The organism is Streptomyces sp. NPDC053432, from assembly GCF_055585365.1.
In genome coordinates this window covers 117234-143237 of the sequence record NZ_JBVJKF010000022.1, presented here as the reverse complement: position 1 = coordinate 143237, position 26004 = coordinate 117234, and the positions used below count along the sequence as shown (strand labels likewise).

At 70.8% G+C, this 26004-nt stretch carries 27 protein-coding genes and 1 pseudogene; 11 read left to right on the top strand and 17 right to left on the bottom strand.

Annotated features, from left to right (window positions below; translation table 11 throughout):
• Nucleotides 1-124 precede the first annotated feature (124 nt).
• Complete coding sequence (locus ACZ6Y1_RS30015; protein ID WP_469636788.1) at nucleotides 125-691, top strand: GNAT family N-acetyltransferase; 567 nt, start codon at nucleotides 125-127, stop codon at nucleotides 689-691.
• Here ACZ6Y1_RS30015 and ACZ6Y1_RS30010 read toward each other — a convergent pair.
• The 6 genes from ACZ6Y1_RS30010 to ACZ6Y1_RS29985 form a co-directional block, all read right to left on the bottom strand.
• The gene (locus tag ACZ6Y1_RS30010) at nucleotides 688-2193 is read right to left on the bottom strand and encodes a P-loop NTPase family protein (RefSeq protein WP_469636785.1); all 1506 of its coding nucleotides are present in this window, start codon (nucleotides 2191-2193) and stop codon (nucleotides 688-690) included. The two genes, ACZ6Y1_RS30015 and ACZ6Y1_RS30010, sit on opposite strands and share 4 nt — an antisense overlap.
• 2 nt (nucleotides 2194-2195) lie before the next feature.
• Nucleotides 2196-3611, bottom strand: a complete 1416-nt coding sequence (locus tag ACZ6Y1_RS30005; protein WP_469636782.1) for an ATP-binding protein — start codon at nucleotides 3609-3611, stop codon at nucleotides 2196-2198.
• Between the two features lie 19 nt (nucleotides 3612-3630).
• Entirely contained in the window at nucleotides 3631-5190 is a 1560-nt protein-coding gene (locus ACZ6Y1_RS30000) for an SCO6880 family protein (protein WP_469636779.1), read from the bottom strand.
• The gene (locus ACZ6Y1_RS29995; RefSeq protein ID WP_469636776.1) at nucleotides 5187-6506 is read right to left on the bottom strand and encodes a hypothetical protein; all 1320 of its coding nucleotides are present in this window, start codon (nucleotides 6504-6506) and stop codon (nucleotides 5187-5189) included. Before ACZ6Y1_RS29995 ends, ACZ6Y1_RS30000 begins: the two co-directional genes overlap by 4 nt.
• Nucleotides 6496-7335 (bottom strand): DUF8175 domain-containg protein, encoded by an 840-nt coding sequence (locus ACZ6Y1_RS29990; protein WP_469636773.1) that lies wholly within the window; start codon nucleotides 7333-7335, stop codon nucleotides 6496-6498. Before ACZ6Y1_RS29990 ends, ACZ6Y1_RS29995 begins: the two co-directional genes overlap by 11 nt.
• Before the next feature lie 117 nt (nucleotides 7336-7452).
• Nucleotides 7453-7761: a hypothetical protein gene (locus ACZ6Y1_RS29985; RefSeq protein WP_008742356.1), complete on the bottom strand. Its 309-nt coding sequence runs from the start codon at nucleotides 7759-7761 to the stop codon at nucleotides 7453-7455.
• A 753-nt stretch (nucleotides 7762-8514) separates the two neighbouring features.
• Between ACZ6Y1_RS29985 and ACZ6Y1_RS29980 the strand changes: the two genes are divergently transcribed.
• Complete coding sequence (locus ACZ6Y1_RS29980; RefSeq protein WP_469636770.1) at nucleotides 8515-8805, top strand: hypothetical protein; 291 nt, start codon at nucleotides 8515-8517, stop codon at nucleotides 8803-8805.
• Nucleotides 8769-8909, top strand: a pseudogene (locus ACZ6Y1_RS29975) (pentapeptide repeat-containing protein); the annotation flags it as partial. The gene ACZ6Y1_RS29980 and the pseudogene ACZ6Y1_RS29975, both read left to right, overlap by 37 nt.
• A gap of 72 nt (nucleotides 8910-8981) precedes the next feature.
• Here the strand turns inward: ACZ6Y1_RS29975 and ACZ6Y1_RS29970 are convergent.
• Together ACZ6Y1_RS29970 and ACZ6Y1_RS29965 are read right to left on the bottom strand one after the other, a co-directional pair.
• A complete protein-coding gene (locus ACZ6Y1_RS29970) occupies nucleotides 8982-9794 on the bottom strand; it encodes a pentapeptide repeat-containing protein (protein WP_469636767.1) in 813 nt (270 codons plus the stop codon).
• A 4-nt stretch (nucleotides 9795-9798) separates the two neighbouring features.
• Entirely contained in the window at nucleotides 9799-10299 is a 501-nt protein-coding gene (locus ACZ6Y1_RS29965) for a GNAT family N-acetyltransferase (protein WP_469636764.1), read from the bottom strand.
• 66 nt (nucleotides 10300-10365) lie between these two features.
• On the opposite strand from ACZ6Y1_RS29965, the gene ACZ6Y1_RS29960 reads away from it, so the two are divergent.
• The 4 genes from ACZ6Y1_RS29960 to ACZ6Y1_RS29945 all read left to right on the top strand — a co-directional run bounded on the left by ACZ6Y1_RS29960 (nucleotide 10366) and on the right by ACZ6Y1_RS29945 (nucleotide 13999).
• Complete coding sequence (locus ACZ6Y1_RS29960) at nucleotides 10366-10974, top strand: LysE family translocator (RefSeq protein ID WP_469636761.1); 609 nt, start codon at nucleotides 10366-10368, stop codon at nucleotides 10972-10974.
• Nucleotides 10975-11037: 63 nt separating this feature from the next.
• Nucleotides 11038-11832, top strand: a complete 795-nt coding sequence (locus ACZ6Y1_RS29955) for a thioesterase family protein (RefSeq protein ID WP_469636758.1) — start codon at nucleotides 11038-11040, stop codon at nucleotides 11830-11832.
• 218 nt (nucleotides 11833-12050) lie between these two features.
• Nucleotides 12051-13067 carry a C40 family peptidase gene (locus ACZ6Y1_RS29950; protein ID WP_469636813.1) on the top strand — a complete coding sequence of 339 codons (1017 nt, stop codon included), beginning with the start codon at nucleotides 12051-12053 and terminating at the stop codon, nucleotides 13065-13067.
• A 191-nt stretch (nucleotides 13068-13258) separates the two neighbouring features.
• Nucleotides 13259-13999: a phosphatase PAP2 family protein gene (locus ACZ6Y1_RS29945; protein WP_469636755.1), complete on the top strand. Its 741-nt coding sequence runs from the start codon at nucleotides 13259-13261 to the stop codon at nucleotides 13997-13999.
• A 141-nt stretch (nucleotides 14000-14140) separates the two neighbouring features.
• On the opposite strand, the gene ACZ6Y1_RS29940 is transcribed toward ACZ6Y1_RS29945, so the two are convergent.
• A complete protein-coding gene (locus ACZ6Y1_RS29940) occupies nucleotides 14141-14374 on the bottom strand; it encodes a hypothetical protein (RefSeq protein WP_469636752.1) in 234 nt (77 codons plus the stop codon).
• A gap of 67 nt (nucleotides 14375-14441) precedes the next feature.
• Nucleotides 14442-14657: a hypothetical protein gene (locus tag ACZ6Y1_RS29935; protein WP_469636748.1), complete on the bottom strand. Its 216-nt coding sequence runs from the start codon at nucleotides 14655-14657 to the stop codon at nucleotides 14442-14444.
• A gap of 132 nt (nucleotides 14658-14789) precedes the next feature.
• Between ACZ6Y1_RS29935 and ACZ6Y1_RS29930 the strand changes: the two genes are divergently transcribed.
• Both ACZ6Y1_RS29930 and ACZ6Y1_RS29925 read left to right on the top strand, forming a co-directional pair.
• The gene (locus tag ACZ6Y1_RS29930) at nucleotides 14790-15623 is read left to right on the top strand and encodes an SCO4651 family lipoprotein (RefSeq protein ID WP_469636745.1); all 834 of its coding nucleotides are present in this window, start codon (nucleotides 14790-14792) and stop codon (nucleotides 15621-15623) included.
• Between the two features lie 163 nt (nucleotides 15624-15786).
• A complete protein-coding gene (locus ACZ6Y1_RS29925) occupies nucleotides 15787-15981 on the top strand; it encodes a hypothetical protein (protein WP_469636742.1) in 195 nt (64 codons plus the stop codon).
• A gap of 123 nt (nucleotides 15982-16104) precedes the next feature.
• On the opposite strand, the gene ACZ6Y1_RS29920 is transcribed toward ACZ6Y1_RS29925, so the two are convergent.
• On the bottom strand, nucleotides 16105-16419 hold the full coding sequence (locus tag ACZ6Y1_RS29920) for a metal-sensitive transcriptional regulator (RefSeq protein WP_384590818.1): 315 nt from the start codon (nucleotides 16417-16419) through the stop codon (nucleotides 16105-16107).
• Nucleotides 16420-16606: 187 nt separating this feature from the next.
• On the opposite strand from ACZ6Y1_RS29920, the gene ACZ6Y1_RS29915 reads away from it, so the two are divergent.
• Together ACZ6Y1_RS29915 and ACZ6Y1_RS29910 are read left to right on the top strand one after the other, a co-directional pair.
• On the top strand, nucleotides 16607-17227 hold the full coding sequence (locus ACZ6Y1_RS29915) for a DUF47 domain-containing protein (protein ID WP_469636738.1): 621 nt from the start codon (nucleotides 16607-16609) through the stop codon (nucleotides 17225-17227).
• 5 nt (nucleotides 17228-17232) lie between these two features.
• Nucleotides 17233-18231: an inorganic phosphate transporter gene (locus ACZ6Y1_RS29910; protein ID WP_469636735.1), complete on the top strand. Its 999-nt coding sequence runs from the start codon at nucleotides 17233-17235 to the stop codon at nucleotides 18229-18231.
• A gap of 128 nt (nucleotides 18232-18359) precedes the next feature.
• On the opposite strand, the gene pstB is transcribed toward ACZ6Y1_RS29910, so the two are convergent.
• The 6 genes from pstB to ACZ6Y1_RS29880 form a co-directional block, all read right to left on the bottom strand.
• Nucleotides 18360-19136: a phosphate ABC transporter ATP-binding protein PstB gene (gene pstB / locus ACZ6Y1_RS29905; protein ID WP_469636732.1), complete on the bottom strand. Its 777-nt coding sequence runs from the start codon at nucleotides 19134-19136 to the stop codon at nucleotides 18360-18362.
• A 30-nt stretch (nucleotides 19137-19166) separates the two neighbouring features.
• Nucleotides 19167-20249, bottom strand: a complete 1083-nt coding sequence (gene pstA / locus ACZ6Y1_RS29900) for a phosphate ABC transporter permease PstA (RefSeq protein ID WP_469636729.1) — start codon at nucleotides 20247-20249, stop codon at nucleotides 19167-19169.
• Entirely contained in the window at nucleotides 20249-21235 is a 987-nt protein-coding gene (gene pstC, locus ACZ6Y1_RS29895; protein WP_469636726.1) for a phosphate ABC transporter permease subunit PstC, read from the bottom strand. The genes pstA and pstC overlap by 1 nt, the downstream gene beginning before the upstream one ends.
• A 128-nt stretch (nucleotides 21236-21363) precedes the next feature.
• A complete protein-coding gene (gene pstS / locus ACZ6Y1_RS29890) occupies nucleotides 21364-22500 on the bottom strand; it encodes a phosphate ABC transporter substrate-binding protein PstS (RefSeq protein ID WP_469636723.1) in 1137 nt (378 codons plus the stop codon).
• 245 nt (nucleotides 22501-22745) lie between these two features.
• Nucleotides 22746-23705, bottom strand: a complete 960-nt coding sequence (locus ACZ6Y1_RS29885; protein ID WP_469636720.1) for a CHAD domain-containing protein — start codon at nucleotides 23703-23705, stop codon at nucleotides 22746-22748.
• On the bottom strand, nucleotides 23686-25950 hold the full coding sequence (locus ACZ6Y1_RS29880) for an RNA degradosome polyphosphate kinase (RefSeq protein WP_469636717.1): 2265 nt from the start codon (nucleotides 25948-25950) through the stop codon (nucleotides 23686-23688). Before ACZ6Y1_RS29880 ends, ACZ6Y1_RS29885 begins: the two co-directional genes overlap by 20 nt.
• Nucleotides 25951-26004: the final 54 nt, after the last annotated feature.

Here is a 26004-nt window from a genome sequence, read left to right as displayed (position 1 = left end):
ACCCTGTGGGAGAGTAGGACGCCGCCGAACAATCATTGTGGGAAAGCCCCGCACCAGCCCTTCAGGGTTCGGTGCGGGGCTTTTCTGCGTTTACGGGGTCATCCGGCGTCATTAGGATCCGGGTATGAGCGACGACTACGTGATCAGGGCCGTGCGGGCCGATGAGTGGGAGCAGGTCAAGGCGTTGCGGTTGGACGCGCTGCGGGATCCTGCTGCCGCCGTGGCCTTTCTCGAGACCGAGGAGAGGGCGCTCGCGCAGGACGACGCGTACTGGCAGCAGCGGGCCGCGGGGGCCGCCGCCGGGCGGGGTGCCAGGCAGTTCATAGCCGAGGCCGGCGACGGGCGGTGGGTCGGGTCCGTGACGGTGCTGATCGAGGCGCAGGGCGGGACCGACTTCTTCGGGGAGGTCGTCGAGCAGCAGCAGGGGCATGCGGTCGGGGTGTTCGTACGGCCCGAGCAGCGGGGCAGCGGTCTGGTGGAGAGGCTGTTCGATGCCGCGCTGGAGTGGGCCTGGTCGCTGGAGGAGCCGGTGACCGAGCGGGTGCGGCTGTTCGTGCACGAGGACAACGCCAGGGCCGAGGCCTTCTACCGGCGGTACGGCTTCGAGGCGAGTGGTGTGCTGGTCCCGCTGGAGACAGGGGCGAAGGAGCGGGAGTACGTGTTCGTGCGGCCGGCTGGTGGCGTGGCCTAGGGGAGGGCGGCTTCGGGCCAGCGGGAGCGGGCCTGTTCGCGGCTGCGGCACAGGGCGACGAGGGGGAGTGCGTCGTCCGTCAGGAGTTCTGGGAGCTGGGGGATCGGGGCCACGGCCGCGACGTCCTCCAGGACCAGGGTGAGTGGTGGGTCGAGCCGACCGTGGGATGACCGTGCGGCCATGCGGCGGCCGTGCTCGACCACGTGAGCGGCGAGTGCGGTCAGCAAAGGCATCGCACCCGGGTGGGTGCGGGGGTCTTCCAGGGATTCGCCCACCACGTAGAGGGTGCCCCCTTCGGCCACGAATGAAGCGAGGGTCAGGGAATCGGTTCGGTTCGGGTTGCAGGCCTCGCGGATGTGGATCGAGGTCAGCGAGTTCAGGGCACGGGCCGTCAGGCTGAGGGCCTGCTCGCGGCGTTCGGGGTGGGCCGTGAGGGCGCTCTCCAGTTCGCCGGCCGCGCCGGGGGCCGCCTGGGGGTGGGTGCGCAGGATGCGTACGGGGTCCTGGGCGCTATTGCCCTGGGTCCAGCGGTGGAGTTGTTTGAAGGGACGGTCGTCGAGGGCGGCTGCCTGGAGCCAGCTGCGCAGGAGCGTTTCCGCCGTGTGGGTGAGGGCGGCGTCGATGCGGGCCTGGGGGCGTACGGGGGCCAGGAGGGCGATCGCGCGGGCGGCTGCGGTGTCGCGGTCGGCGCAGCCCTCGGCAGGGTTCCAGTGCATGCGGGCCGGGGTGTCGCAGAGGTGGGAGGGGTCGTAGAGCAGGACCGGGCCCATCTTGGCGCGGGCGTCCTTGGTTTCCGACCAGAGGGCGGGGGAGGAGGTGACGACCAGGGCCGCGCCGTCGGCTTCCGCGATGGCCTGGAGGGCGAGGTGGTGGCGTTCGGCCGGGGTGGCGTACGCCAGGCGGGGCTGCGGGGTCGTGGTCGTGGTCGTGGGAACGGTGGCTCCGGTCGTGGGCGCGGGGGTGTGGCCGGAGGCGTAGGGGTGGGCCTCGTCCGCCGGGGGTGACGGGGGCTCGGTCGCGGGGGCCTGCGCGGACGGGCGGGGGGCCGGGGGCGGGGGCTCGTACGGCTGGTTCTGGGTGGGGAGCGGGGGCCGGGGGCCGTGCGGGGCGGCGGCCGGGGCGGCCGCCCGCTTGGCCAGGGTGCGGCGGGCCTTCGTGCGGGCGATGACGCCCATCGTGAAGATCGTCAGGACCAGCAGGACGAGGAGCTGGCTGATGAACAGGCCCCAGAAGAGGCCCCAGCCGGAGAGGGCGCCCGGGTCGGTGTCGGGCCAGGCGGCCGGGATGTCGTGGGGCTGCGCTATCAGGGCGCGGACGGCTCCCGGGGTGCGCGTGAAGGTGACCGTGGCCGGCCAGGCGCCCTTGGCGAGGAGGGCGGCGAGGCCGGTGGCCGACCAGACCAGGACGGCGAGGCCGAGGAGGAAGGCCAGGAGGCCGACGAGGACCCCGTCGGGGATCCCGCCGGCCCGGGCCGTGGGCTCCGTACCTCTGGCGTTGGACATGGTCAGGCCACCGTGGTCGCCGAGCCGGTGCCGTTGTTGCGGTGGCGTTCCATGGACAGGGCCCTTTCCTCCGCTTCGAGTTCGGCGGCCAGCATGTCGGCGGGGAGCGCCGGGGCCGAGGACTCCGTCATCGCGCGGTCGGTGTAGACGAGGGGGCGTTCGGCTTCGGTGATCAGGTGTTTGACGACCTGGACGTTGCCGTTGACGTCCCAGACGGCGATGCCGGGGGTGAGGGTGGGGATGATCTCGACCGCCCAGCGGGGGAGGCCCAGGACGCGGCCGGTGGCCCGGGCTTCGTCTGCTTTCTGGGCGTAGATGGTGCGGGTCGAGGCCATCTTGAGGATGGCCGCGGCCTCGCGGGCGGCGGCGCCGTCGACGACGTCCGAGAGGTGGTGGACGACGGCCACGAAGGACAGGCCGAGGCGGCGGCCGAACTTGAGGAGGCGCTGGAACAGCTGGGCCACGAAGGGGCTGTTGATGATGTGCCAGGCCTCTTCGACCAGGAAGATGCGCTTCTTGCGGTCGGGGCGGATCCAGGTGTGTTCGAGCCAGACGCCGACGATCGCCATGAGGATGGGCATGGCGATGGAGTTGCGGTCGATGTGGGACAGGTCGAAGACGATGAGGGGCGCGTCGAGGTCGATGCCGACGGTGGTGGGGCCGTCGAACATGCCGCGGAGGTCGCCGTCGACGAGGCGGTCGAGGACGAGCGCGACGTCGAGGCCCCAGGCGCGGACATCGTCTATGTCGACGTTCATCGCGAGGGCCGATTCCGCTTCGGGGTGGCGCAGTTGTTCCACGATGTCGGTGAGGACGGGCTGGCGGTCCCGGATGCTGTCGACGACGTAGGCGTGGGCGACCTTCAGGGCGAAGCCGGAGCGTTCGTCGAGGCCGTGGCCCATGGCGACTTCGATGATGGTGCGGAGCAGGGCGAGCTGGCCGGTCGTGGTGATCGCCGGGTCGAGGGGGTTGAGGCGGATGCCCGAGTCGTTGGCGGCGATCGGGTCCAGGCGGATGGGGGTTATTCCCAGCTGCTGGGCGATCAGGTTCCACTCGCCGACGCCGTCCTCGCCCTGTGCGTCGAGGACGACGACCTGTCGGTCGCGGAAGCGGAGCTGCCGCAGGACGTACGTCTTCTCGAGGGCGGACTTGCCGTTGCCGGATTCGCCGAGGACCAGCCAGTGGGGGGCCGGGAGCTGCTGGCCGTACAGCTGGAAGGGGTCGTAGATGTAGCCCTTGCCGCTGTAGACCTCGCGGCCGATGATGACGCCGGAGTCGCCGAGTCCGGGGGCTGCGGTGGGCAGGTAGACGGCCTGCGCCTGCCCGGTGGAGGTGCGGACGGGCAGGCGCGTGGTTTCGACCTTGCCGAACAGGAAGCTGGTGAAGGCGTCCGTCAGCGCGGACATGGGATCTCGCATGTGCGGAACTTCCCTCCAGCTAGCGTCGGATGCCGGTGGCGAACGGCAAGGTGTTGACGAAGGCGCGGTGGTGCTCGCGGTCGCACCATTCGAGTTTCAGGTAGGACTTGCCGGCGGAGGCGCGGATGGTGCGCTTGTCGCGGGCGAGGGCTTCGGGTGATCGCGAGGACACCGTGATGTACCCGACCAGGTTGACTCCCGCAGCGCCGCTGGCGAGATCTTCACCCCTCTGGTCGAGCCGTCCGTGGGCGGCGATGTCCCGGGGGTCGACGGTGCGGTTCATCTTGGCGGCGCGACTGGCGTCGGCCTCGTCGTTCGTCTTCTCGGTGAGCATGCGCTCGATGGCGATCTCGGTGGGCTCCAGGTCCATGGTGACGGCGACGGTGCGGATCACGTCGGGGGTGTGGACGAGGAGGGGGGCGAGGAAGTTGACGCCGACGGGGGTCATCGGCCACTCCTTCACCCAGGCCGTGGCGTGGCACCAGGGGGCGCGGGTGGAGGACTCGCGGGTCTTGGCCTGGAGGTAGGTGGGTTCGACCGCGTCGAGTTCGGCGGGCCAGGCGTTGCGCTTCGTCATGGCCTGGATGTGGTCGATGGGGTGGTCCGGGTCGTACATGGAGTGCACGAGGGAGGCGAGGCGGCCCTGGCCCAGCGGCTGGCGGACGCGGATGTCGGCTTCGGCGAGGCGGGCGCAGATGTCGGTGAGTTCGCGGGCCATGACGATGGCGAGGCCGGCGTCGCGGTCGAGCTTGCGGCCCTTGGGGGTGCCGGCGCGGGCGATGGTGTGGGCCTCGGCGGCGAGTTCGCGCGAGTAGTGCATGCAGGCGACGAGGTAGGCGCGGTGCTGCTCGGAGGAGGTGGACACCATCGACTGGAGCTGGTCGTACGAGTCGCGCAGCCAGCCGGGGGCGTTGGTGTCGCCGCGCTGGGCGACGTCCTTGGCGTGGGCGTCGGGGTCGGCGGGGAGGGTGCGGGCGAGCATCTGGAGGCGGGTGACGAAGCCGTCGCCGTTGGCGACGTGCTTGAGGAGGGTGCCGAAGCGGTCGACGAGGGCTTCCTGGTCCTCGCTGTCGCGCAGGCCGACACCGGGGCCCTCGATCTCGATGGCGGCGGTGACGGTGCGGCGGTCGGCGTGGAGGAGTACGGCGATCTCGTCGGGGCCGAAGGGGGCGGCGAGCCAGTTGATGCGGCCGATGCCGGGGGGCGGGCCGATCTCGACCTCGCGGCCGTCGGCGGCGCGGGTGCCCGCTTCCATGGCGGTGGAGCGGTAGGTGGTGCCGCGGCGCAGGGTGCGCTTGTAGCTGCGGTTGATCTCGAACCACTTGTAGAAGGTGCGGCCGCGGTAGGGGACGTACACGGCGGCGAGCGCGAGCATGGGGAAGCCCGCGAGGCTGACGATGCGCAGGGTGAGGTCGGGGACGAGCAGTCCGCTCATCATGCCGAGGAACGCCCCCGCGATGATCAGGGCGATCTCGCCGGTCTCGCGGTTCTTGCCGACGATCGCGTTCGGCCGGGCGCGGCCGATGAGATACGTGCGGCGGGGCGCGACCGGGTGCAGCTGGTGGGACTGGGTCGTCAACGCCCGTCACCTCCTGTGTTCCTCGTACTCGAACCTGTGCGGGGCGGGGGTGCGGCGGAGGGGACAGATCCGCCGCCGGACCCGCCGCCGGTGGGGCGGCTGCTGTGGGCGGCCACGCCTCCGGAGATCGGGTTGGCGGGGCGGGCGGTGTTGCCCGTGCCGCCGTCGGCGCCGCGGTGGGCGCCGCGGCTGCTGTGGGTCTTGATGCCCTGGGAGACGAGGGAGGCCGGGGAGCTGATGACGGCGGCCGCCTGGGCGCCGTCGGTGGCCTTGCTGCGGCCGGCGCGGGCGGAGGCGATCTCGTCGCCGAAGCCGGGGACGAAGCGGTAGATCACGGCGGAGGCGAAGATCGCCAGGAGGATGATGGCGAGGCCGGTGACGACGGCGGAGAAGGCGTTGGGGCCCTTTTCGCCGGTCAGGGCGCCGGCGAGGCCGAGGACGATGACGATGACCGGCTTCACGAGGATGACGGCGATCATGATGCCGGCCCAGCGGCGTACGTGGCCCCAGAGGTTGCGGTCGACGAGGCCGGAGTAGACGACGACGCCGAGGAGGGCGCCCACGTAGAGGAGGGCGGCCCGGATGAAGAGCTCCAGGAACAGGATGCCGGCGGCGAGGACGGTGACGAGGGAGACGACGATCAGCATGATCGGGCCGCCGCCGATGTCGTCGCCCTTCTTGAGGGCTTCGGAGAAGGAGCCGAAGAAGACGTCGGTCTGGCCGCCGGTGGCGGAGGCGATGACCTCGGTGACGCCGTCGGTGGCGGAGACGACGGTGTAGAGGATGAGGGGGGTGAAGGCGGAGGCGAGGACCGTGAGCCAGAGGAAGCCGATGGCTTCGGAGAGGGCGGTGGTGAGGGGGACGCCGCGGACGGCTCGTTTGGCTACGGCGAAGAGCCAGAGGACGAGGGTGAGGATGGTGGAGGCGGCGAAGACGACGGAGTACTGCTTGAGGAAGGCGGGGTTGGTGAAGTCGACGTTGGCGCTGCCCTTTACCGCTTCGCTGAGTTTGGCGACGATCCAGGAGGCGGCGTCGGCGCAGCCCTTGGCGAGGGAGGCGAGGGGGTTGAGGGCGTCTGCCGGGTCGTTTGGCAGCAGGCCGGGGGTTTGGCCGGTGCCGCCACTCTGGCCGCGCTCGCAGTAGTCCTTGGCAGGGCCGCGGATCAGGTCGCAAGGATTGTTGCTTGTCTGCGGGGTGGGGGTGGGGGTGGGGGTGGGAGGCGGGGCGGCCGCCGCACGTGTGGCGAGGAGTACGACAACCGTCTGCACTGCCGTCACGGCGGCAGTGAGCGACAAACCGCGATGGCTAGCGCGCATAGGTGAGCCCTCCGAACTGTGACACCGCGGAGGCCATCTCCTCAGCCGAGGAGGCCGCCTGGTCCCGGCCTACCGGCGCCGGTCCGTCCTTCTGCGTGAAGTCGGCGACCCGCCAGTCGCCGTTGAGCCACCTGAGTTCGTATGTGTTCGTGTACCAGCTCTCTGAGACCGGGTTCTTGGACCCCTCACCGGCGAGCCCGAACAGCGCCGAGTACCAGACGGAGACACTGGCGGTGTCACCGTTGTACTTCTCCACCTTGGTGCCTACAGGGTTCAGACGGGAAATGAATGTCTGTCCCTTGGGGGCTTTCCCCGCGGTATCAAGGCCGATACGGGCCAGGAAATCGGGGTTCGTGTAGACCTTGTCCAGATCGTTCTGCCGGGCAGCGGCCACGTCGGCCACGTACAGGGCCTGGACAATCGGGCGTCTGCGGGCCGTGTCGAACATGGCGTCAGAACCCAGCAGGACCGCGTAGTTGGCGGCTGCGGACTGGGCGCCCTGTTCGTCGTGGGCGAAGCCGTGGGGGATGCCGGCGGTCTTGCCCGTGACGGGGGTGGTGCCCGTGGCCGCCGTGGAGGAGGCGGCCGGGGGGGTGTCCGCGGGTTTGTCCTCGGTGCCGTCCGGGGCCTGGTTCGCGAACGCGATGGCGGCTACCAGGAGGACCACCACGCCGACCACCGTGATCAGGCTGCGGGAGGGTCGGGGGGCGCGGCGGGCCGGACCGTAGGGGTCGGCGGGGGCGTCCGGGAGGCGGGTGCGGGTCTGGCCCGTGCCGCCGACGTCGCCGTAGGCGCCGCTGCCGCCGCCGTAGTGGTCGTCGTTGCTCATTCCGTGTCGGCCCCCTCCGCGTCGTACGACGGTAGCGCTGGTTCCCGCGTAGGCGCGGTGTGGTGATTCCTCATCAGGTGCGGCCGTCCGGCCGGGTGGGCGGGGCGGGTGGTGCGGCTAGACGGCCATTCCGTAGACGATCGTGAAGAGCGTCCCGAGGGAGCCGATGATGAAGACTCCGGTCAGGCCGGCCACGATGAGGCCCTTGCCCTGTTCGGCGCTGAACGTGTCGCGCAGCGCGGTGGCGCCGATGCGCTGCTTGGCCGCCCCCCAGATGGCGATGCCGAGGCAGAGGAGGATCGCTACGGCCATGACCACTTCGATCATGACCTTCGCTTCGTTGCCGAGACTGCCGAACGGCCCCCAGTTCGGGGCGATTCCGCCGATGATGGTGGTGATGTCGCCCTTTTCGGCTGCCAGGATCATGTAACTCACCGCCCCTGTATGGGTAGTTCCGGTAGCCCGTGCCCGACGGCAGGGGTCACTCACTATCTTCGCTGATGAAACCGCCGTCGTCGTCGACTTGACGGCTCTCTTTACCCGATGTCCCGGCCTGTGACCCGACCGTGCGCTCTGACCTGGGCACGGGTGGTGGGTATGCGAATGTGCGTATGGTCACTGTGTGTATCACGAGGGGTGACGCCGGGCAATGATCGCCGTCCCGGCGTGCGGGGGGTGGGGTGAGGGGCCGCCGTTCGGCGGAGTGCCGGGGCGTGTCGTTGGGCCGTCTCGCTGACATATGTCCGACATTCCGTCAGTCATTCCATCCGTACGCGCCGGTGCGGGTGATGCTCCGGTCGTTCGGCAGGGCGACAGGAGGAGGAACGTATGGGTTCGGTGATCAGGGCAGGTCGGCGTGCGTGGCTGGCCGGTGGCCTGGCGGTGCCGTTGGCGCTCGGGCTCACGGGTTTCCCGGCTTCGGCGTGGGCGGCCCCGGTGGGAGCGGAGGCGGAGGTCTTCGCGGGCCGGGAGTGCGACGACGGCTCGAGAGCGAGCGGGAAGGAGGAGGTGAGGGCCACGCCGGAGGCCGGTGGTGAGGGCTGTGCGGAGCCACGGGGGTCACGGGGGCCGAAGGGGCCGCCGGGGCCGAAGGGGCCCAAGGGCGACCGGGGTCCGGCAGGTCCTCCCGGGCGGCCGGGTGCGCCGGGCGCGCCGGGGCCGTGCTCGGACATCGACACGGTGCGGGGTACGGCGAACCTGGAGTTCACCGCGGCCCTGGACCGGGGGCGGACCTTCATCGGGCGGCGGACGGTGGCGCCCGTCCCGGGGCCGTACTCCTGGAAGAACCTCACCACGCCGGCGAACCCGGGCCACCCGCGCAACGCGTGCAGCGTGTCCATCGCCAGCGAGGGCAACACGGTGCGGATCAAGGTGCTGACGACCGCGGGCGACATCTACGAGAACTTCTGCACGCACACGGCGGGCGTCGTGACGTGTCCTTCGGGGTGGACGGCCATCGTCCGGCCCTGAGGTTTCGGGGTGCGGGCCTTCGGCGTACGAGGCTTCGGCGTACGAGGCTTCGGCGTACGAGGCTTCGGCGTACGAGGCTTCGGCGTACGAGGCTTCGGCGTACGAGGCTTCGGCGTATGCGCCTTCGCCGCTCGCCGTGCGGGTCCGCACGGCGAGCGGCGGGGCGGGTGTCGTGCTCAGGCCCAGTGGGCGGGGCGAGTGAGGGTGGTGGGGATGCGGGTCCCGGCGTTGCCGCGGGCGGCGTTCAGCTGGGGCTGGGTGAGGAAGACGGCCCCGCGCAGGTCGGCGTCGCGCAGGTCGGCGTCCCGGAGGTCGGCGCCGATCATGTCCGCGGTGCGGAGGTCGGCGCGGCTGAGGTCGGCGGCGATCAGGTAGGCGCCGCGCAGGTTCGCGCCGCGCAGGTCGGCGCCGGAGAGGCGGGCGCCCATCAGGTCGGCGCCGCGGTGGTTCTTCCTGCGGCCGGGCACCTTGGCCCGTACGAGCTCGCTGGTCTTGAGCAGCAGCGTGTTCGCGTCCTGGCGGAGGGCGGACACGTCCAGGGCGGCGAGGGCGGCCGCGTCGGCGCGCGTCCACTCCTCCGCGGTGGCGAGGACGCGGCGCAGGTCGGGGTGGACGGGGGCGGCGGCGGTGAGGGTGAGGGCCTCGGAGAGGTAGAAGAGCAGCTCGTGCAGCTGCCGCATCACGGGGAAGACCTCGAACATCGGGCGGGCCGTGCCCGGGCCGGTGCGCCAGTCGCGGCCGCCGAAGGTGACCTGGGAGACCTGCTGGCCCGCGCCGAAGCAGTCGAAGACCGTGCAGCCCGGGAATCCCTCGTCGCGCAGCCGGGTGTGGATGCCGCAGCGGAAGTCCTGCCGGAGGTTGGTGCAGGGGGTTCCGGCGGGCTTGTTCACGGCGAAGTCGTTCGACTTGGCGAAGGGCAGGGCGACGCAGCAGAGCGCGAAGCACTTCGAGCAGTCGGCTTGCAGGACGGGGAGGGGAGGTAGGGCCACTGGTTCATTGTGACCGGTGGGGGGCGGGCAGTCGCATCTGGACGGCCGTCCACGGGATGCCGTCGACCCGTTCCACGTCCTCGATCACCTGCTGCGTGCGGAATCCGAGCTTCTCGTAGATCCGCAGCGCCGCCGTGTTGTGGGACCAGACGCCCAGGGTGATCTCCGGGAGTTCCAGTTCGCCGAAGCAGAGTTCCACGGCGTGCGCGACGAGGGCCGAGCCGAGGCCGTGGGCGCGGGCGCCGGGGGCGATCAGCACCCGGCCGAGCCGGGTGCCGGAGACGGAGACGTGTCCCACGGGCTCGCCGGCCGGGGACAGGGCGGTCCAGGTGCGGCGGCCGGGCTCGGCGGCGTACGCGGTGAGCTGGGCCTCGTCCAGGGGCCAGGAGAAGGAGGGACCGGCCCAGGTCATCAGCTCGGCGCGGGTGGTGACCCAGGTGCGGAGCAGGGGGCCGTCGGTGGCGGGCCGGAAGGGGACGAGGGAGAGCGGGGGCTGCGGGGGCATGGTGTCAAGTATGCGTACGGGAAAAGGGGGTTGAGTCGGGGCGGGGCGGGGGCCGAGCATCGGCGCATGACAGAAGTGATCGCAGTCGCAGTCATCACCCTCCTCGCCGTGATCAGTCCCGGCGCCGATTTCGCCATGGTGGTCCGCAACAGCTACCTCTACGGACGGCCCACCGGGCTGTTCGCCGCCGCCGGGGTCGCCGCCGGTGTGCTGGTCCACGTCACGTACACGATGCTCGGCGTGGGGCTGCTGATCGCCTCCTCGACCGCGCTGTTCACGGCGATCAAGCTGGCCGGTGCGGCGTATCTGGTGTGGATCGGGATACGGACCTTCCGGGCGCGGGACGGGGTGACCGTGGACCTGGAGTCGAAGCCGGAGCTGACGCGCGCCGGGGCGCTGCGGTCGGGGTTCCTGACCAATGTGCTGAACCCGAAGACGACGCTGTTCGTGGTGTCGACGTTCACGCAGGTGGTCGGGCCGGAGACGCCGGTGTGGCAGCAGGCCGGGTACGGGCTGTTCATGTCGGCGGCGCACTTGGGCTGGTTCGGGGCGGTGGCGTTGTTCTTCTCCGACTCAAGGCTGCGCGAGCGGATGCTGAAGGCGCAGAAGACGCTGAACCGGGCGATCGGGTCGGTGCTGGTGGGGCTGGGGGTGGGGCTGGGGTTCGCCCGCTGAGCCGACCGGATGGGCGGGGCGCGGGGCTGGTGCCCGTGGTTACCTGTCGGTAACGTGAGCCGCATGGGCGCTGTCGAGGGGTTCTACGAGCGGATCGATGCCGGGCGGTTCGCCGCCACCGAGTACACGCGGGGCCCGTGGGACCCCGGGTCGCAGCACGCCGGGCCGCCCGCCGCGCTGCTCGGGCGGGCGGTCGAGGAGCGGCCCGGTGGGCGGACGGACATGCGGATCGCGCGCATCACGTACGAGATCCTGCGCCCGGTGCCGATCGGCGCACTGGAGATCACCACGAGCGTGCTCCGGGCCGGCCGCAGCACGGAGGTGGTCGAGGCGGCCCTCACACCGGAGGGCGCCGCGGCTCCGGTGATGCTCGCGCGGGCCCTGCGGATCAGGGTCGCGCAGGAGGCCGTGCCGGCGGTGGTGCCGGGGCCGGTGCTGCCCTCGCCGGGGGAGGTGGCGCAGACCCCGTTCTTCCCGGTGCCGTGGGACGTCGGCTACCACACGGCGGTGGAGAGCCGGTTCGCCGAGGGCGCGTTCGTCGAGCCGGGACCGGGCACCTGCTGGATGCGCATGAGGGTGCCGTTGCTGGCGGGGGAGGAGCCCAGGGCGCTGGACCGGGTGCTGGTCGCGGCCGACTCGGGGAACGGCATCAGTGCGGTGATGGACTTCCAGCGCTTCGTCTTCGTCAACGGCGACCTGACCGTCCACCTGCACCGGCACCCGGTGGGCGAATGGGTCTGCGTGGAGGCCGCCACCAGCGTGGACGCCGGCGGGATCGGGCTGGCGGACGCGCGGCTGCACGACGAGAAGGGGCCGGTCGGGCGGAGCGCGCAGAGCCTCTTCGTCGCACCCCGGTAGCCGCGCGCCCCCGGCTGAGCCCCGTACGCGCCCGGTCTGAGCCCCGTACGCGCCCGGTCTGAGCCCCGTACGCGCCCGGTCCGTGCCCCGGGGACGGACTGGACGGCCGTCCGCTCTCCGTCAAAGATGGCAAGTGGGGTAGTAGGACAGGCGACACGGTCGAATCGCGTCCGAAAGGGGCGGCGATGGGGGAGGGTTGACGGGTGCGCAGATTCTGGATGGCCGGCGGGATCGGGATCGGGCTGTGCCTGGGCTTCCTCGTGCTGATCGTCGTGGGCACCTACTCCGCCGCGGCGGGGCTGGGGCGCGCGGCCGGCGGCGGTGCGGTGGGCCTGGCCAAGGGGGCGGTGCCCGCGAAGTACCAGGCGCTGGTGGAGAAGTGGGGCAACCTCTGCCCTGCCGTCAACCCGGCGCTGCTCGCCGCCCAGCTGTACTCGGAGAGCGGCTGGAACCCCAGCGCGGTCAGCCCGGCGGACGCGCGGGGCATCGCGCAGTTCATCCCGGGCACCTGGGCGGGCCACGGCATCGACGGGGACGGCGACGGGGACCGGGACATCTGGGATCCCAACGACGCGATCCCCTCGGCGGCCTCGTACGACTGCGAGCTGGCCAAGGACGTGGCGAGCGTGCCCGGTGACCCGGCGTCGAACATGCTCGCCGCCTACAACGCGGGGGCGTACGCGGTCATCAAGTACGGCGGGGTGCCCCCGTACAAGGAGACCCAGGGGTACGTGAAGGCGATCACCAGCCTGGCGAAGAGCTTCGCCCGGCCGGTGGGCCGGGTCGCGCCCTCCCAACAGGCGGCCGGGGCAATCTACTTCGCGCAGAAGCAGCTAGGCACCCCCTACCTGTGGGGCGGCAACGGAACTCCGGACCAGAACGGGCGGTTCGACTGCTCGGGGCTGACCAAGGCCGCGTACGAGACGGTGGGGATCCAGTTGCCGCGCGTGGCGAACGACCAGTACAACGCCGGACCGCACCCGTCGCGGGACCAACTGCTCCCCGGGGACCTGGTGTTCTTCTCCGATGATCTGACGAACTCTCGGGACATCCGTCACGTCGGGATCTACGTGGGCGGCGGCTACATGATCAACGCCCCCTACACCGGCGCCGTCATCCGCTTCGACAAGATCGACACCCCTGACTACTTCGGCGCCACCCGCGTTACGAAGGACGGCGCGGAAGCCCTTCCGGAGCGTGCCGGGTCGAGCGCGGCCCCTGGCAACTCTCCGTGAACCAAAGGCCCTGAGCTGCGACGATGAGTCACTCTTCGATAACGTTGGAGTGATCATTCGGTGGAGAGTGGAACGTACTTGCCAGAACGGGCGTTCCATGGACACGGAGCTTGATCAAAACGGGGGCGAAGGGGCGCACACCGGCGTGCGTCCGCAGGGGAACCACGGCAAGAGCAAGGGGCCGCATCACCATGGCTGGACTCACGAGCAGTGGGCCGAACGTGGATGTCAGCCTGCTGTACCGGATCAACGGCGCGGCCCGGCACACCCCTGGCTGGCTCGACCGGGCGATCGGCCTGGCCGGTGAGTACGGGATCCTGCTGGCCCTGGTGCTCCTGGTCCTGTGGTGCTGGCGCGGCGCCCGCCGCCAGGACGAGCCCGCGGCCGTCGAATCCTTCACCGCGCTGGTATGGGCCCCGCTGGCCGCGGGGCTGGCCGTGCTCGTGAACGTGCCGCTGCGGGAACTCGTCGGGCGGCCACGGCCGTTCGCCCAGCACGAAGGGCTCCAGGTGCTCGACCCGGGTCTCGGGGCGCGCCTCGGCGCCGGGTTCGGCGACGCCCGGTACTCCTTCGTCAGCGACCACGCCACCCTCGCGATGGCCCTGGGCATCGGCCTGTTCGTGGCCAACCGGCGGCTGGGGCTGCTCGGGATCGCGCTGGCCCTCACCGAGGGAGTGTGCCGCGTGTACATGGGCGTCCACTACCCGACGGACGTCATCGGAGGCTTCGCGCTCGGCGCCGCCGTCGTCCTCGTCCTCGCGCCGCTCGCGATGGCGCTGTTGAACCCGGTGGTGCGGGCCGTGGCCCGTTCCCCGCGCCTGGGACGGCTCGTACGGGCCAAGGAGCGGATGCTGCCGAAGCCGCTGGGGCTGGCGCAGCCGCAGAACCCGGCGGCCGGCCAGCGCACCCAGGAGAGCGACCTCGCGGCCTGAGGGCCGGGCTCCGTAACAGGCGCACTAAGTACCAGGCGTACTAGGCGTACAGCTTCCATACGCCGAGCAGCGCGGCCGCCAGCAGGCACAGGGCGGCCGCGCCGAAGCACATCCGTACCGCCGTCGGGCGGGAGCGGTGGTTCACGGGTCGCCGCCGTCCGCGTCGGCGTCCGCCTCGCCGGCGCCGCGGCGGTAGCGGGAGCGCAGCCACAGTCCGGTCGCCAGGGCCGCGAGGACGGTGAGGCCCACGGCCAGTGCCACGTCGCCCGCCCCCTCCGCCGAGCCGACGGGTCTGGCCGAGGCCGCGGCGGCCGGGGCCGGCACGACGAGCAGGGCCCAGAAGAGGGCGGCGAGGCGGGCTGCGGGTCCTGGCATGAGTCCAGGGCATCGGCTGCGGTGCGACCCGGCCAGCCGAGCCGTCCGAACGGGTTACCCCGTCCGGTCACCCCTCCGCGTGGCGGGAGGCGTCCTTGCGGGCCAGGTCGCGGGAGCGGCGGGCCGGGCCGGTCCAGCCGCAGCTGCACACGGCCAGACAGAACGAGCCCCGTTCGGCGGTGGAGGTGGTGTGCCCGGCCGGCGGCTGCGGCTGCAACTGCGGGCGCTGGGGCGGAAGGGAGACAAGCGGAGGGACCAACGGCGCGTCGGTATGCAGTTCCACACTCCAACGGTACCCGCGCCGGGCGCCGTTCCGGGAGGCCCGGGGGCCGTGACGGGAAACCTCGGACTTCGTTAAACGGAGCGGGTGGGGGCCTCGGGCAGACAGCGGTCACGCGTTGGGGGTTGGCAGGCGATGGTGGTGCACCAGCACAGGCGGCTGCGCGGGCGTGCGGGCGAGGCGGTGCTCGCGGCCGGTGTCACGCTGGCCGTCACGGCACTGACCGGGTGCGCGGGCGACGGCGGCGGTGACGACAGGCCCCCCGCGGACCCGGCGGCGGTGGTCCGCGGAGCCGCGGACGCGCTGACGAGGACGGGCAGCGCGCGGGCGCGTACGGCCATGGAGATGGCCACGGGCGGGACCCGGGTCACGATCCGCGGCGAGGGCGGGGTCGACTTCAGGAACCGGATGGGGCAGCTGCTGGTCATGCTCCCGGCGGACGTGAAGGGGCAGGCCGAGCACCGGCCCATCACCGAGCTGCTCGTGCCCGGGGCGCTGTACATGAAGAACCGGGGCGCGGGCGTCCCCGACGACAAGTGGGTCCGGGTCGACACGACGACCCTCGCCGACGGGAACCTGGTCACGGGCGGGGCCACCGATCCGCTGGTCGCGGCGGAGCTGCTGCGGGGCGCGCAGGAGGTGACGTACGTCGGGGAGACGGAGGTGGCCGGCACCAAGGTGCGGCACTACCGGGGGACGACGGACATCGGGCGGGCCGCGCGGAGCGCCTCCGCGGAGGTGCGGGGGGCGCTGGAGGCGGCGGCGAAAGGGTTCAGCAAGGACAGCGTGCCGTTCGACGCGTACCTGGACGAGGAGGGGCGGCTGCGGAAGGTGCGGCACCGGTTCACGTACGTCAACGACGGCGTGATCGATGTCTCGTCCACGACGTTGCTCTACGGGTTCGGGACACCGGTGACGGTGGTGCTGCCGGCCGGCGGGGACATCTACGCGGGGAAGATCGCCGACTAGTGGGAACGGGGCGAGCGGGTCGCGCCGGTTGGGCGGGCTGGGCGGCGCTGGCCGGTCGGGCCATGGGGCGGTGCCCGGAAATGGTCCTTCCGTGCCATGGGCGGCGCCGGGCGCTCTCCCTACGCTGAGAAACCGGGCGCCGGCGAGTGATGCGGCATGACCGATGACGGCCGCTGGCCGGTGGCAGATTGAGGTGACACGCGTGACTCCCGCAGGCGGTACGACGGTGCAGGACCACGTGGCGCTGGCCGAGATCGAACTGTGCGGCGAGCTGATCATCGCGGCGTCGGCCGCGGCCGAGGAGCGGCTGAGCCAGGACCGGATCGACGAGGTGCTGATGGGGATCTGGTCCGGCTGACGCGCCGCGTCCCGGGGCTCCGCCCCGGACCCCGCGCCTCGAACGCCGGCGGGGCTGGATGGGTCTCGGACGCCGACCGGGCTGGGGTTGGCCGGCCGGCGGGGGCGGAGACGTCTCCTCCGGTTACGTGCGCAGGAGGCGGGCGATGGCCTTCGTGGCTTCTTCCACCTTGGCGTCGATCTCGGTGCCCCCCTTGACCGCCGCGTCCGCCACGCAGTGGCGCAGGTGCTCCTCCAGGAGCTGGAGCGCGAAGGACTGGAGGGCCTTCGTGCTCGCGGAGACCTGGGTGAGTATGTCGATGCAGTACACGTCCTCGTCGACGAGCCGCTGGAGGCCGCGGATCTGGCCCTCGATCCGGCGCAGCCGCTTGAGGTGCTCGGCCTTCTGGTGGTGGTAGCCGTGGACGGCTCCGGAACCCTCGGCCTCGATGGTCGTCATGACTTCTCCCGTGGTCGTCCGCACATACCCCTCGTGGGTATAGGATACCGGGCTCCCGTCGAAGGGACAGGGGTCCGTGGTCCTCACTCTGCCTGATGGAGGACACTGGGGAACCGCCGGTTAGCCGTGGCCGGGGGATGCGCCTAGCATCAGCCTGACCGAATCCAATGCACCCCGAGGACCTCACGTGCGATTTCGTCTGACCCCCAGGGAGACGAGCTTCTACGACATGTTCGCCGCATCCGCGGACAACATCGTCACGGGCTCCAAGCTCCTGATGGAACTGCTCGGAGCGGATGCCTCCGCCCGGGCCGAGATCGCGGAACGGATGCGGGCGGCGGAGCACGCGGGGGACGACGCGACCCACGCGATCTTCCACCAGCTGAACTCCTCCTTCATCACGCCGTTCGACCGCGAGGACATCTACAGCCTGGCCTCGTCGCTCGACGACATCATGGACTTCATGGAGGAGGCGGTCGACCTGGTCGTCCTCTACAACGTGGAGGAGCTCCCCAAGGGTGTCGAGCAGCAGATCGAGGTGCTGGCGCGGGCCGCGGAGCTGACCGCGGAGGCGATGCCGCACCTGCGGACGATGGAGAACCTCACCGAGTACTGGATCGAGGTCAACCGCCTTGAGAACCAGGCCGACCAGATCCACCGCAAGCTGCTCGCCCAGCTCTTCAACGGCAAGTACGACGCCATCGAGGTGCTGAAGCTGAAGCAGATCGTCGACGTGCTCGAAGAGGCGGCCGACGCGTTCGAGCACGTCGCGAACACGGTGGAGACCATCGCGGTCAAGGAGTCCTGAACCTCGTGGACACCTTTGCTCTGGTCGTGACCATCGGTGTCGCGCTCGGTTTCACGTATACGAACGGCTTCCACGACTCCGCGAACGCCATCGCGACGTCGGTCTCCACGCGGGCGCTCACCCCGCGCGCGGCCCTCGCCATGGCCGCCGTGATGAACCTCGCCGGCGCCTTCCTGGGCAGCGGGGTGGCCAAGACGGTCAGCAGCGGCCTGATCGAGACGCCGACGGGCTCCACGGGCATGTGGATCCTCTTCGCGGCCCTCGTCGGCGCGATCGTCTGGAACCTGATCACCTGGTACTTCGGGCTTCCCTCCTCCTCCTCGCACGCGCTGTTCGGCGGCATGGTGGGCGCGGCGCTGGCCGGCGGCACCGAGGTGATCTGGTCGGGCGTGCTCGACAAGGTCGTCATCCCGATGTTCCTCTCGCCGGTCGTCGGTCTGATCGCCGGTTACCTGGTGATGGTGGTCATCCTGTGGATGTTCCGCCGGTCCAACCCGCACAAGGCCAAGCACGGCTTCCGCATCGCGCAGACCGTGTCCGCGGCCGCGATGGCGCTGGGCCACGGCCTCCAGGACGCGCAGAAGACGATGGGCATCGTGGTGATGGCCCTCGTCATCGCCGACGTCCAGACCGCCGACGACCCGATCCCGGTCTGGGTCAAGATCGTGTGCGCGGTGATGCTGTCGCTGGGGACGTACGCGGGCGGCTGGCGCATCATGCGGACGCTCGGCCGCAAGATCATCGAGCTGGACCCGCCGCAGGGCTTCGCGGCGGAGACCACGGGTGCCTCGATCATGTTCGGCTCGGCCTACCTCTTCCACGCGCCGATCTCCACCACCCACGTGATCACCTCGGCGATCATGGGTGTGGGTGCGACGAAGCGGGTGAACGCGGTCCGCTGGGGCGTCGCCAAGAACATCGTCCTGGGCTGGTTCATCACCATGCCGGCGGCGGCGCTGGTCGCCGCGCTGTGCTTCTGGGTCGTGGATCTGGCGTTCGTGTAGCGGGGCCCGCCCCCGGAACGAGAGTGGGCCGGCTCCCCCCACCCAGGGGGAGCCGGCCCTTTCTTTCTTTCTTTCGCCTTGCGGTGGCACCGCCATGCAGCACCGCAGGACGTCTGTGACCTCGGGGTCTAGCCGAAGCGGCCCGAGATGTAGTCCTCGGTGGCCTGGACGGACGGGTTGGAGAAGATCCGGTCCGTGTCGTCTATCTCGATCAGCTTGCCCGGCTGGCCGACGGCGGCGAGGTTGAAGAAGGCGGTGCGGTCCGAGACGCGGGCCGCCTGCTGCATGTTGTGCGTCACGATGACGATCGTGAAGCGCTCCTTGAGCTCGCCGATCAGGTCCTCGATCGCGAGGGTGGAGATCGGGTCGAGGGCCGAGCAGGGCTCGTCCATGAGCAGGACCTGCGGCTCGACCGCGATCGCGCGGGCGATGCACAGACGCTGCTGCTGACCGCCGGAGAGGCCGGAGCCCGGCTTGTTCAGGCGGTCCTTGACCTCGTTCCAGAGGTTGGCGCCCTTGAGGGACCGCTCCACGATGTCCGTCAGCTCGGACTTCTTGTACTTGCCGTTCAGGCGCAGGCCCGCCGCCACGTTGTCGAAGATCGACATGGTGGGGAAGGGGTTGGGGCGCTGGAAGACCATGCCGACGGTGCGGCGGACCGCGACCGGGTCCACGCCCGCGCCGTACAGGTTCTCGTCGTCCAGGAGGACCTTGCCCTCGACGCGGCCGCCGGGGGTGACCTCGTGCATGCGGTTGAGGGTGCGTAGGAAGGTGGACTTGCCGCAGCCGGACGGGCCGATGAAGGCGGTCACGGAGCGGGGCTCCACGGTCATCGAGATGTCGTCGATGGCCTTGTGGGCGCCGTAGAAGGCGGACAGTCCGCTGACGTCGATTCGCTTAGCCATGAGGGGTCACTTCGCTTTCAAGGAGTCGCGTCAGCGACCGGTCTTCGGGGCCTTCCAGCGGGCGATGCCGCGGGCCACCAGATTGAGGATCATGACGAAGGCGATCAGGACGAGCGCTGCGGCCCATGCCCGGTCGTAGGAGGCTTCACTGCCGACCTTGTACTGCTCCCAGATGTAGAGGGGGAGCGAGGACTGGGCGCCTTCGAAGGGGTTGCCGTTGATCAGCTGGGTGCCGAAGACCAGCAGCATGATCGGGGCGGTCTCGCCCGCGATGCGTGCCACGGCCAGCATGACGCCGGTGGCGATACCGCCGATCGCGGTGGGGAGCACGACCTTGAGGATCACGCGCCACTTCGGCACGCCGAGGGCCAGGGCGGCCTCGCGCAGCTCGTTCGGGACGAGCTTGAGCATCTCCTCGGTGGAGCGGACCACGACGGGCATCATCAGGATCGACAGGGCCATGGCGCCGGCGAAGCCGGAGGGGCCGAAGCCGAGCATCAGGTTCCAGGTCGTCAGGATGAACAGGCCCGCGACGATGGAGGGGATGCCGGTCATGACGTCGACGAAGAAGGTCACGGCCCTGGCGAGCGAGCCCTTGCCGTACTCGACCAGGTAGACGGCGGTCAGCAGGCCGATCGGCGCCGCGATCAGGGTGGCCAGGGCGACCTGCTCGATGGTGCCGAGCAGCGCGTGGTAGACGCCGCCGCCCTCGTCGAAGCTGGTCACGCCGTTCATGGAGTGCGTGAGGAAGTTCGCGCTGAGCAGTTCGAGGCCGCGGCTGATCGTGGTCCACATCAGCGAGAGCAGCGGGATCACCGCGAGGACGAAGCAGACCCACATCACGGAGGTCGCGACGCGGTCCTTGGCCTGGCGGCTGTTCTCGATCACCGCGCTCGCGGTGTACGTGATGACGACGAAGAGGAGGGCCGCGAGCAGGCCCCACTGGACCTTGCTGCTGAGGTCGAAGGCGATGCCGATGCCGCAGCCGAGGGCGGTCGAGAGCGCCGCGATGCCGGCCGGGGCCCAGCGGGGCAGGCCGCCGCGGGTGAGGCTGGTGCGGGCGTCGGACCGGGGGGCCCGGGTGGGGCGCTGGTCCTGGATTGCGTGGCTCATCAGGCGTTCGCCCCCGAGAAGTCCTTGCGGCGAGCGATGATCAGGCGAGCTGCACCGTTGACCAGCAGGGTGAGCAGGAAGAGGACCAGACCCGAGGCGATCAGCGCGTCACGGCCGAACTCGTTGGCCTCGTCGAACTTCGCGGCGATGTTCTGCGCGAAGGTGCCGCCGCCGGGGTTCAGGAGGTGGAACGAGATCAGGAAGCTCGGGGAGAGGACGGTCGCGACGGCCATGGTCTCGCCGAGCGCGCGGCCGAGGCCGAGCATCGAGGCGGAGATGACGCCGGAGCGGCCGAAGGGCAGCACCGACATGCGGATGACCTCCCAGCGGGTCGCGCCGAGGGCCAGGGCGGCCTCCTCGTTCATGCGCGGGACCTGCAGGAAGACTTCGCGGCTGACGCTGGTCACGATCGGCAGGATCATGATCGCGAGCAGGATGCCGACGGTGAAGAGGGAGCGGGCGACGCCGATCTGGGTCTTGTCGAAGACGTAGGTCCAGCCGAAGAACTCGTCCAGCCAGAGGTTGAGGCCGCCCAGCTGCGGCACCAGGAAGAGGGCGCCCCAGATGCCGTAGATGATCGACGGCACGGCGGCCAGCAGGTCGACCACGTACGCGAGGGGCGCGGCCAGCTTGCGCGGCGCGTAGTGCGAGATGAACAGGGCGATGCCGACAGCGACCGGGACCGCGATGGCCATCGCGATGATCGAGCTGACGACGGTGCCGAAGAGCAGGACGGCGATGCCGAAGACGGGCGGGTTGGCCGACGCGTTCCAGTCGAAGGTGGTGAGGAAGTTCCCCTCGTTCTTCGACAGGGCGATCGAGGCGCGGTAGGTGAGGAAGGCGGCGATCGACGCCATGATCACCAGGAGCAGGATGCCGGAGCCCTTGGAGAGCCCGGCGAAGATCTTGTCACCGGCGCGGCCGGTGGACTTGCTCGTGGAGATGGCAGGCGGAGCCGTGTCTATCTGGGTGGGTGTGAAAGCCATGGTCTTTCCGGTCTGTGTGGGGGGCTGGCCCCCTGGCGGCGGTGCACCGGATTTCCCCTGGGTGAAGGGGAGGGGCCCGGATCCGGGCCGCCCCGGACGGGGGGCGGGCCGGACCTCGGGGTCAGGATTCAGCCGAGGGTGTTGATGGCTTCGCGGACCTTGGCGTTGATCTCGGCCGGGATCGGCGCGTAGCCGTTCTCGAGGAGGACCTTCTGGCCGGCGTCCGAAGCGGCGTAGTTCAGGAAGGACTTGACGGTCGGCAGCGTCTCCGCCTTGTTGCCCTTGTCGCAGACGACCTCGTAGGTCACCAGGACGAGCGGGTAGGCGCCTTCGGCCTTGGTGGTGTAGTCGAGCTTAAGCGCCAGGTCGGATCCGGTCCCGGCGACCTTGGCGGCGGCGATGGCCTTGGAGGCGTTCTCGCCGGAGGCCTTGACCGGGGCGGAGGCGCCGGTGTTCAGGTCGACGGTCTTGATGCCCTGGGCGCTGGCGAAGGAGAGCTCGAAGTAGCCGATCGCACCGTCGACCTGCTTGACCTGGGCGGCGACACCCGCGGAGCCGGAAGCGGCCTGGCCACCCGGGGCGGCCCACTTCTTCGCGGCCTCGTACGGCCAGGCGTCACCGGCGGTGGCCTTGAGGTACTTGGTGACGTTCTCGGTGGTGCCCGAGTCGTCGGAGCGGTGGAAGGCCTGGATGGCGGTGGCGGGAAGCGTGACGCCCGGGTTCAGCTTCTTGATCGCCTCGTCGTCCCACTTCTTGATCTTGTCGTTGAAGATGTTGGCGATCGTGGCGGCGTCGAGGTTCAGCTTCTCCACGCCGGAGACGTTGAAGCCGAGGGCGATCGGGCCGCCGACCATCGGGAGGTCGATGCCCTGGCCGCCGGTGCAGACCTTCTTGGACTCCTCGACCTGCTCCGGCTTCAGCGCCGAGTCGGAGCCGGCGAAGCCGACGGTGCCCTGGTTGAACGCGACGATGCCCTCACCGGAGGAGGAGGACTTGTAGTTCACCTCGACGCCCGAGCAGGCGGCCATGTAGTTCTTGATCCACAGCTCGACCGCGTTCTTCTGGGCGGAGGAACCGGAGGCCAGGAGCTTGCCCTTGGCGCCGTCGCACTTGATGTCGCCGGCGGCGGGGGCGGAGGCCTTCGGGCTGCCCTCGGCGGTCTTGGTGTTGTCGTCCGAGCCGCACGCCGTGAGGACCAGGGCGCCGGACACGACGAGCGCTCCGAGAGCAGAGGCACGAAGCATGTTCTTGCGCTGAAGCTTCACTTTCGGGTGTTCCTTCCAGAAGCCGCCGGCCGCTTTCTGTATCGGGGCGGCGTGCGAAGAGGACTACGTCGGTTTGCCCGGGGCAGCCGCTCGTCCCACCGGCGACTCGCTCCTTGCATCACCGAAATTAGGCAGAACAGGTGAAGCAGCCGACCGAGGAGAGTGAACGGACGGTGAACCGTGGCGGACGGCCTGGTGCGTTCCGACTGGTATGTACACGACCGTAAGCATCCGTTATCCCTCCGTTATCGTGGCGTGATTGCGGCGGGTTCCGGGAGCCAGATGGCCTGAAAGGACACCCGGGCCGCCTCGACCTCGTGCCGCTGGTCCGCGTGCAGCACCCCCAGGGCGTACGCCGTCGCCGGGGCGATGCGCGGGGTGCGGGCCGCCGTCGCCGAGGCCGCCGCGGCCTCGGCCGCGTCACGGTGCCGGTCCAGCGCCTCGCCCGCGGCGGCCAGCCGGGTCACGTCGTCGCCGAGCGCCTCGCGGGCGTACCGGTGGGTCCGCAGCAGCCGGCGAACCTCGTGCCAGAGCCCGTCGTGGTCGCAGTCGTACGGGTGCGAGCGGCCGGCCGGCGGAAGCGCGGCGACCGCGGCGGCCAGCCGGTTTTCGGCCACCTCCGCCAGCGGGGCCAGGACCTCGGACACCCGGCCGCGGGCCGCGACCAGGTTCAGCGGGACCTCCGAGGCGAGCACCGCCACCGCGTCCGCCACCGCGTGGAAGCGGGCCGAGCCGAGGGCCTGCAGGGTGGCCGAGTGGGCACGCGTACGGGCCAGGGTGAGCTGCCGCTCCAGCAGCGCGCCCGCCCGGGCCGAGCCCACCGTGAGCGCCCCCGCGCCGGCGCGGGGGGCGGGTACGTCCGCGGACGAGGAGCTCGACAGCCGGTGCAGTGCGTCCATCAGCCGGGTCAGCCGGGCCGCGTACGCGTGCTCGTCGGCCAGCGTCGTGGACAGCCACACCAACTCGGTGCGCAGCCCGTCCGCCCAGGCGGACTCCGTCACCCCCCGGAAGGTGGCCAGCGAGCCACTGATCCGGCGCGCGGCCCCCCGCAGGCCGCGCGCCGCCTCGGTGCTCTCCGCGGCGTCCGACGTCCCCGCCGCGCCCGCATCGTGCAGGCGCAGCGCGCGCAGGAAGGCCGTGGCCTGGGATGTCAGGTAGACGCCGAGCACGTCACCTGCGGTCGGGTCATGGTTTGGCTGAGCCACGCCGGCGCCTCCGGGCGTCTATGAGCATCTCCTGTACGTGCCGCAGCGGCTGGCCCTCGGAGTCCGTGCTGTGCCGGGTCCATTCGCCGTCCGGGCCCAGGTGCCAGGAGGAGGTGAGGTCGGACATGCCGGTCTCCAGCATCCGGTCCAGTGCCGCGCGGTGGGCCGGGTCGGCGACCCTGACCAGTGCTTCGATTCGACGGTCGAGGTTGCGGTGCATCATGTCGGCGCTGCCGATCCACACCTCGGGCTCGCCGCCGTTGCCGAAGGCGAAGACCCGGGAGTGCTCCAGGAAACGGCCGAGGATCGAGCGGACCCGGATGTTCTCCGAGAGCCCGGGGACCCCGGGGCGTACGGCACAGATGCCGCGCACCCAGATGTCGACGGGCACGCCCGCCTGGGAGGCCCGGTAGAGCGAGTCGATGAGCGCCTCGTCGACGATCGAGTTCATCTTCATGCGCACGTACGCGGGGCGGCCGAGCCGGTGGTGGGCCGCCTCCTTGTCGATGCGCGCTATCAGCCCGTCGCGCAGCGAGCGCGGGGCCACCATCAGACGGCGGTAGGTCTCGCGACGCGAGTAGCCCGACAGCCGGTTGAACAGGTCCGAGAGGTCCGCGCCGACCTGCGGGTCGGCGGTGAGCAGGCCGAGGTCCTCGTAGAGGCGGGCGGTCTTGGGGTGGTAGTTGCCGGTGCCCACGTGCGAGTAGCGGCGCAGGGTCTCGCCCTCCTGGCGGACGACGAGCGAGAGCTTGCAGTGGGTCTTGAGGCCGACGAGCCCGTAGACGACGTGGCAGCCCGACTCCTCCAGCTTGCGCGCCCACTTGATGTTGGCCTGCTCGTCGAAGCGGGCCTTGATCTCGACGAGTACGAGGACCTGCTTGCCGGCGTCGGCGGCGTCGATCAGCGCGTCCACGATCGGCGAGTCGCCGGAGGTGCGGTACAGCGTCTGCTTGATGGCGAGGACGTCCGGGTCGGCCGCGGCCTGCTCCAGGAAGGCCTGCACCGAGGTGGAGAACGAGTCGTACGGGTGGTGCAGCAGGACGTCCCGCTCGCGCAGCGCGGCGAAGATGTCGGGCGCGGACGCGGACTCGACCTCGGCGAGGTCGCGGTGGGTGCCGGCGACGAACTTCGGGAACTTCAGCTCGGGGATGTCCAGCGAGGCGATCCCGAAGAGCGCGGTCAGGTCCAGCGGCCCGGGCAGCGGGTAGACCTCGGAGGCGTTGACCTTCAGCTCCTGCACCAGCAGGTCCAGGACGCCGGGGTCGATGGACTCCTCGACCTCCAGGCGCACGGGCGGGCCGAAGCGGCGCCGCATGAGCTCCTTCTCCAGGGCCTGGAGCAGGTTCTCCGCGTCGTCCTCCTCCACCTCGAGGTCCTCGTTGCGGGTCACCCGGAACATGTGGTGCGCGAGCACCTCCATGCCGGGGAAGAGCTCCTCCAGATGCGCGGCGATGACGTCCTCCAGCGGGACGTAGCGCTGCGGGGAGGCCTCCAGGAAGCGGGAGAGGATCGGCGGGACCTTGACCCGGGCGAAGTGGCGGTGGCCGCTGACCGGGTTGCGCACGACGACGGCCAGGTTGAGGGAGAGGCCGGAGATGTACGGGAACGGGTGCGCGGGGTCCACGGCCAGCGGGGTGAGCACCGGGAAGATCTGGTTCCGGAACAGCGTGAAGAGGCGGGCCTGCTCCTTCTCCGTGAGGTCCGGCCAGCGGATCAGGTGCACGCCCTCCTCGGCGAGGGCCGGGGCGATGTCCTGCTGGAAGCAGGCGGCGTGCCGGGCCATGAGCTCGCGCGAGCGCGTCCAGATCTGGTCCAGCACCTCGCGCGGCTGCAGGCCGGAGGCCGAACGGGTGGCGACCCCGGTCGCGATGCGGCGCTTGAGGCCGGCGACGCGGACCATGAAGAACTCGTCGAGGTTGCTCGCGAAGATCGCCAGGAAGTTCGCGCGCTCCAGGAGCGGCGTCGTGGGGTCTTCGGCGAGCTCGAGCACGCGTTCGTTGAAGGCGAGCCAGCTGCGCTCCCGGTCGAGGAACCGGCCGGCGGGGAGCTCGTTGCCGTCCTTGTCCTCGTACGCGTCCAGATCGGCGTCGAGGTCCGGATCGAGGCCCACGTGGGGCCGGTGCGCGGCTATGGACCCCAGGCGCGGCGGCGTGCTGAGCGGGGCCGCGGCGGTGGTGGGGGTGGCGGTCTGAGACGGGTGCTGGGCGGGGACCTCGGTGGGGCCTGCGCTGGGCTTGTGGCTCATGACTCCATTCTTCCGCGCACGCGGTAGGACAGGCGCGTCGGAAGTGTCGGCCGT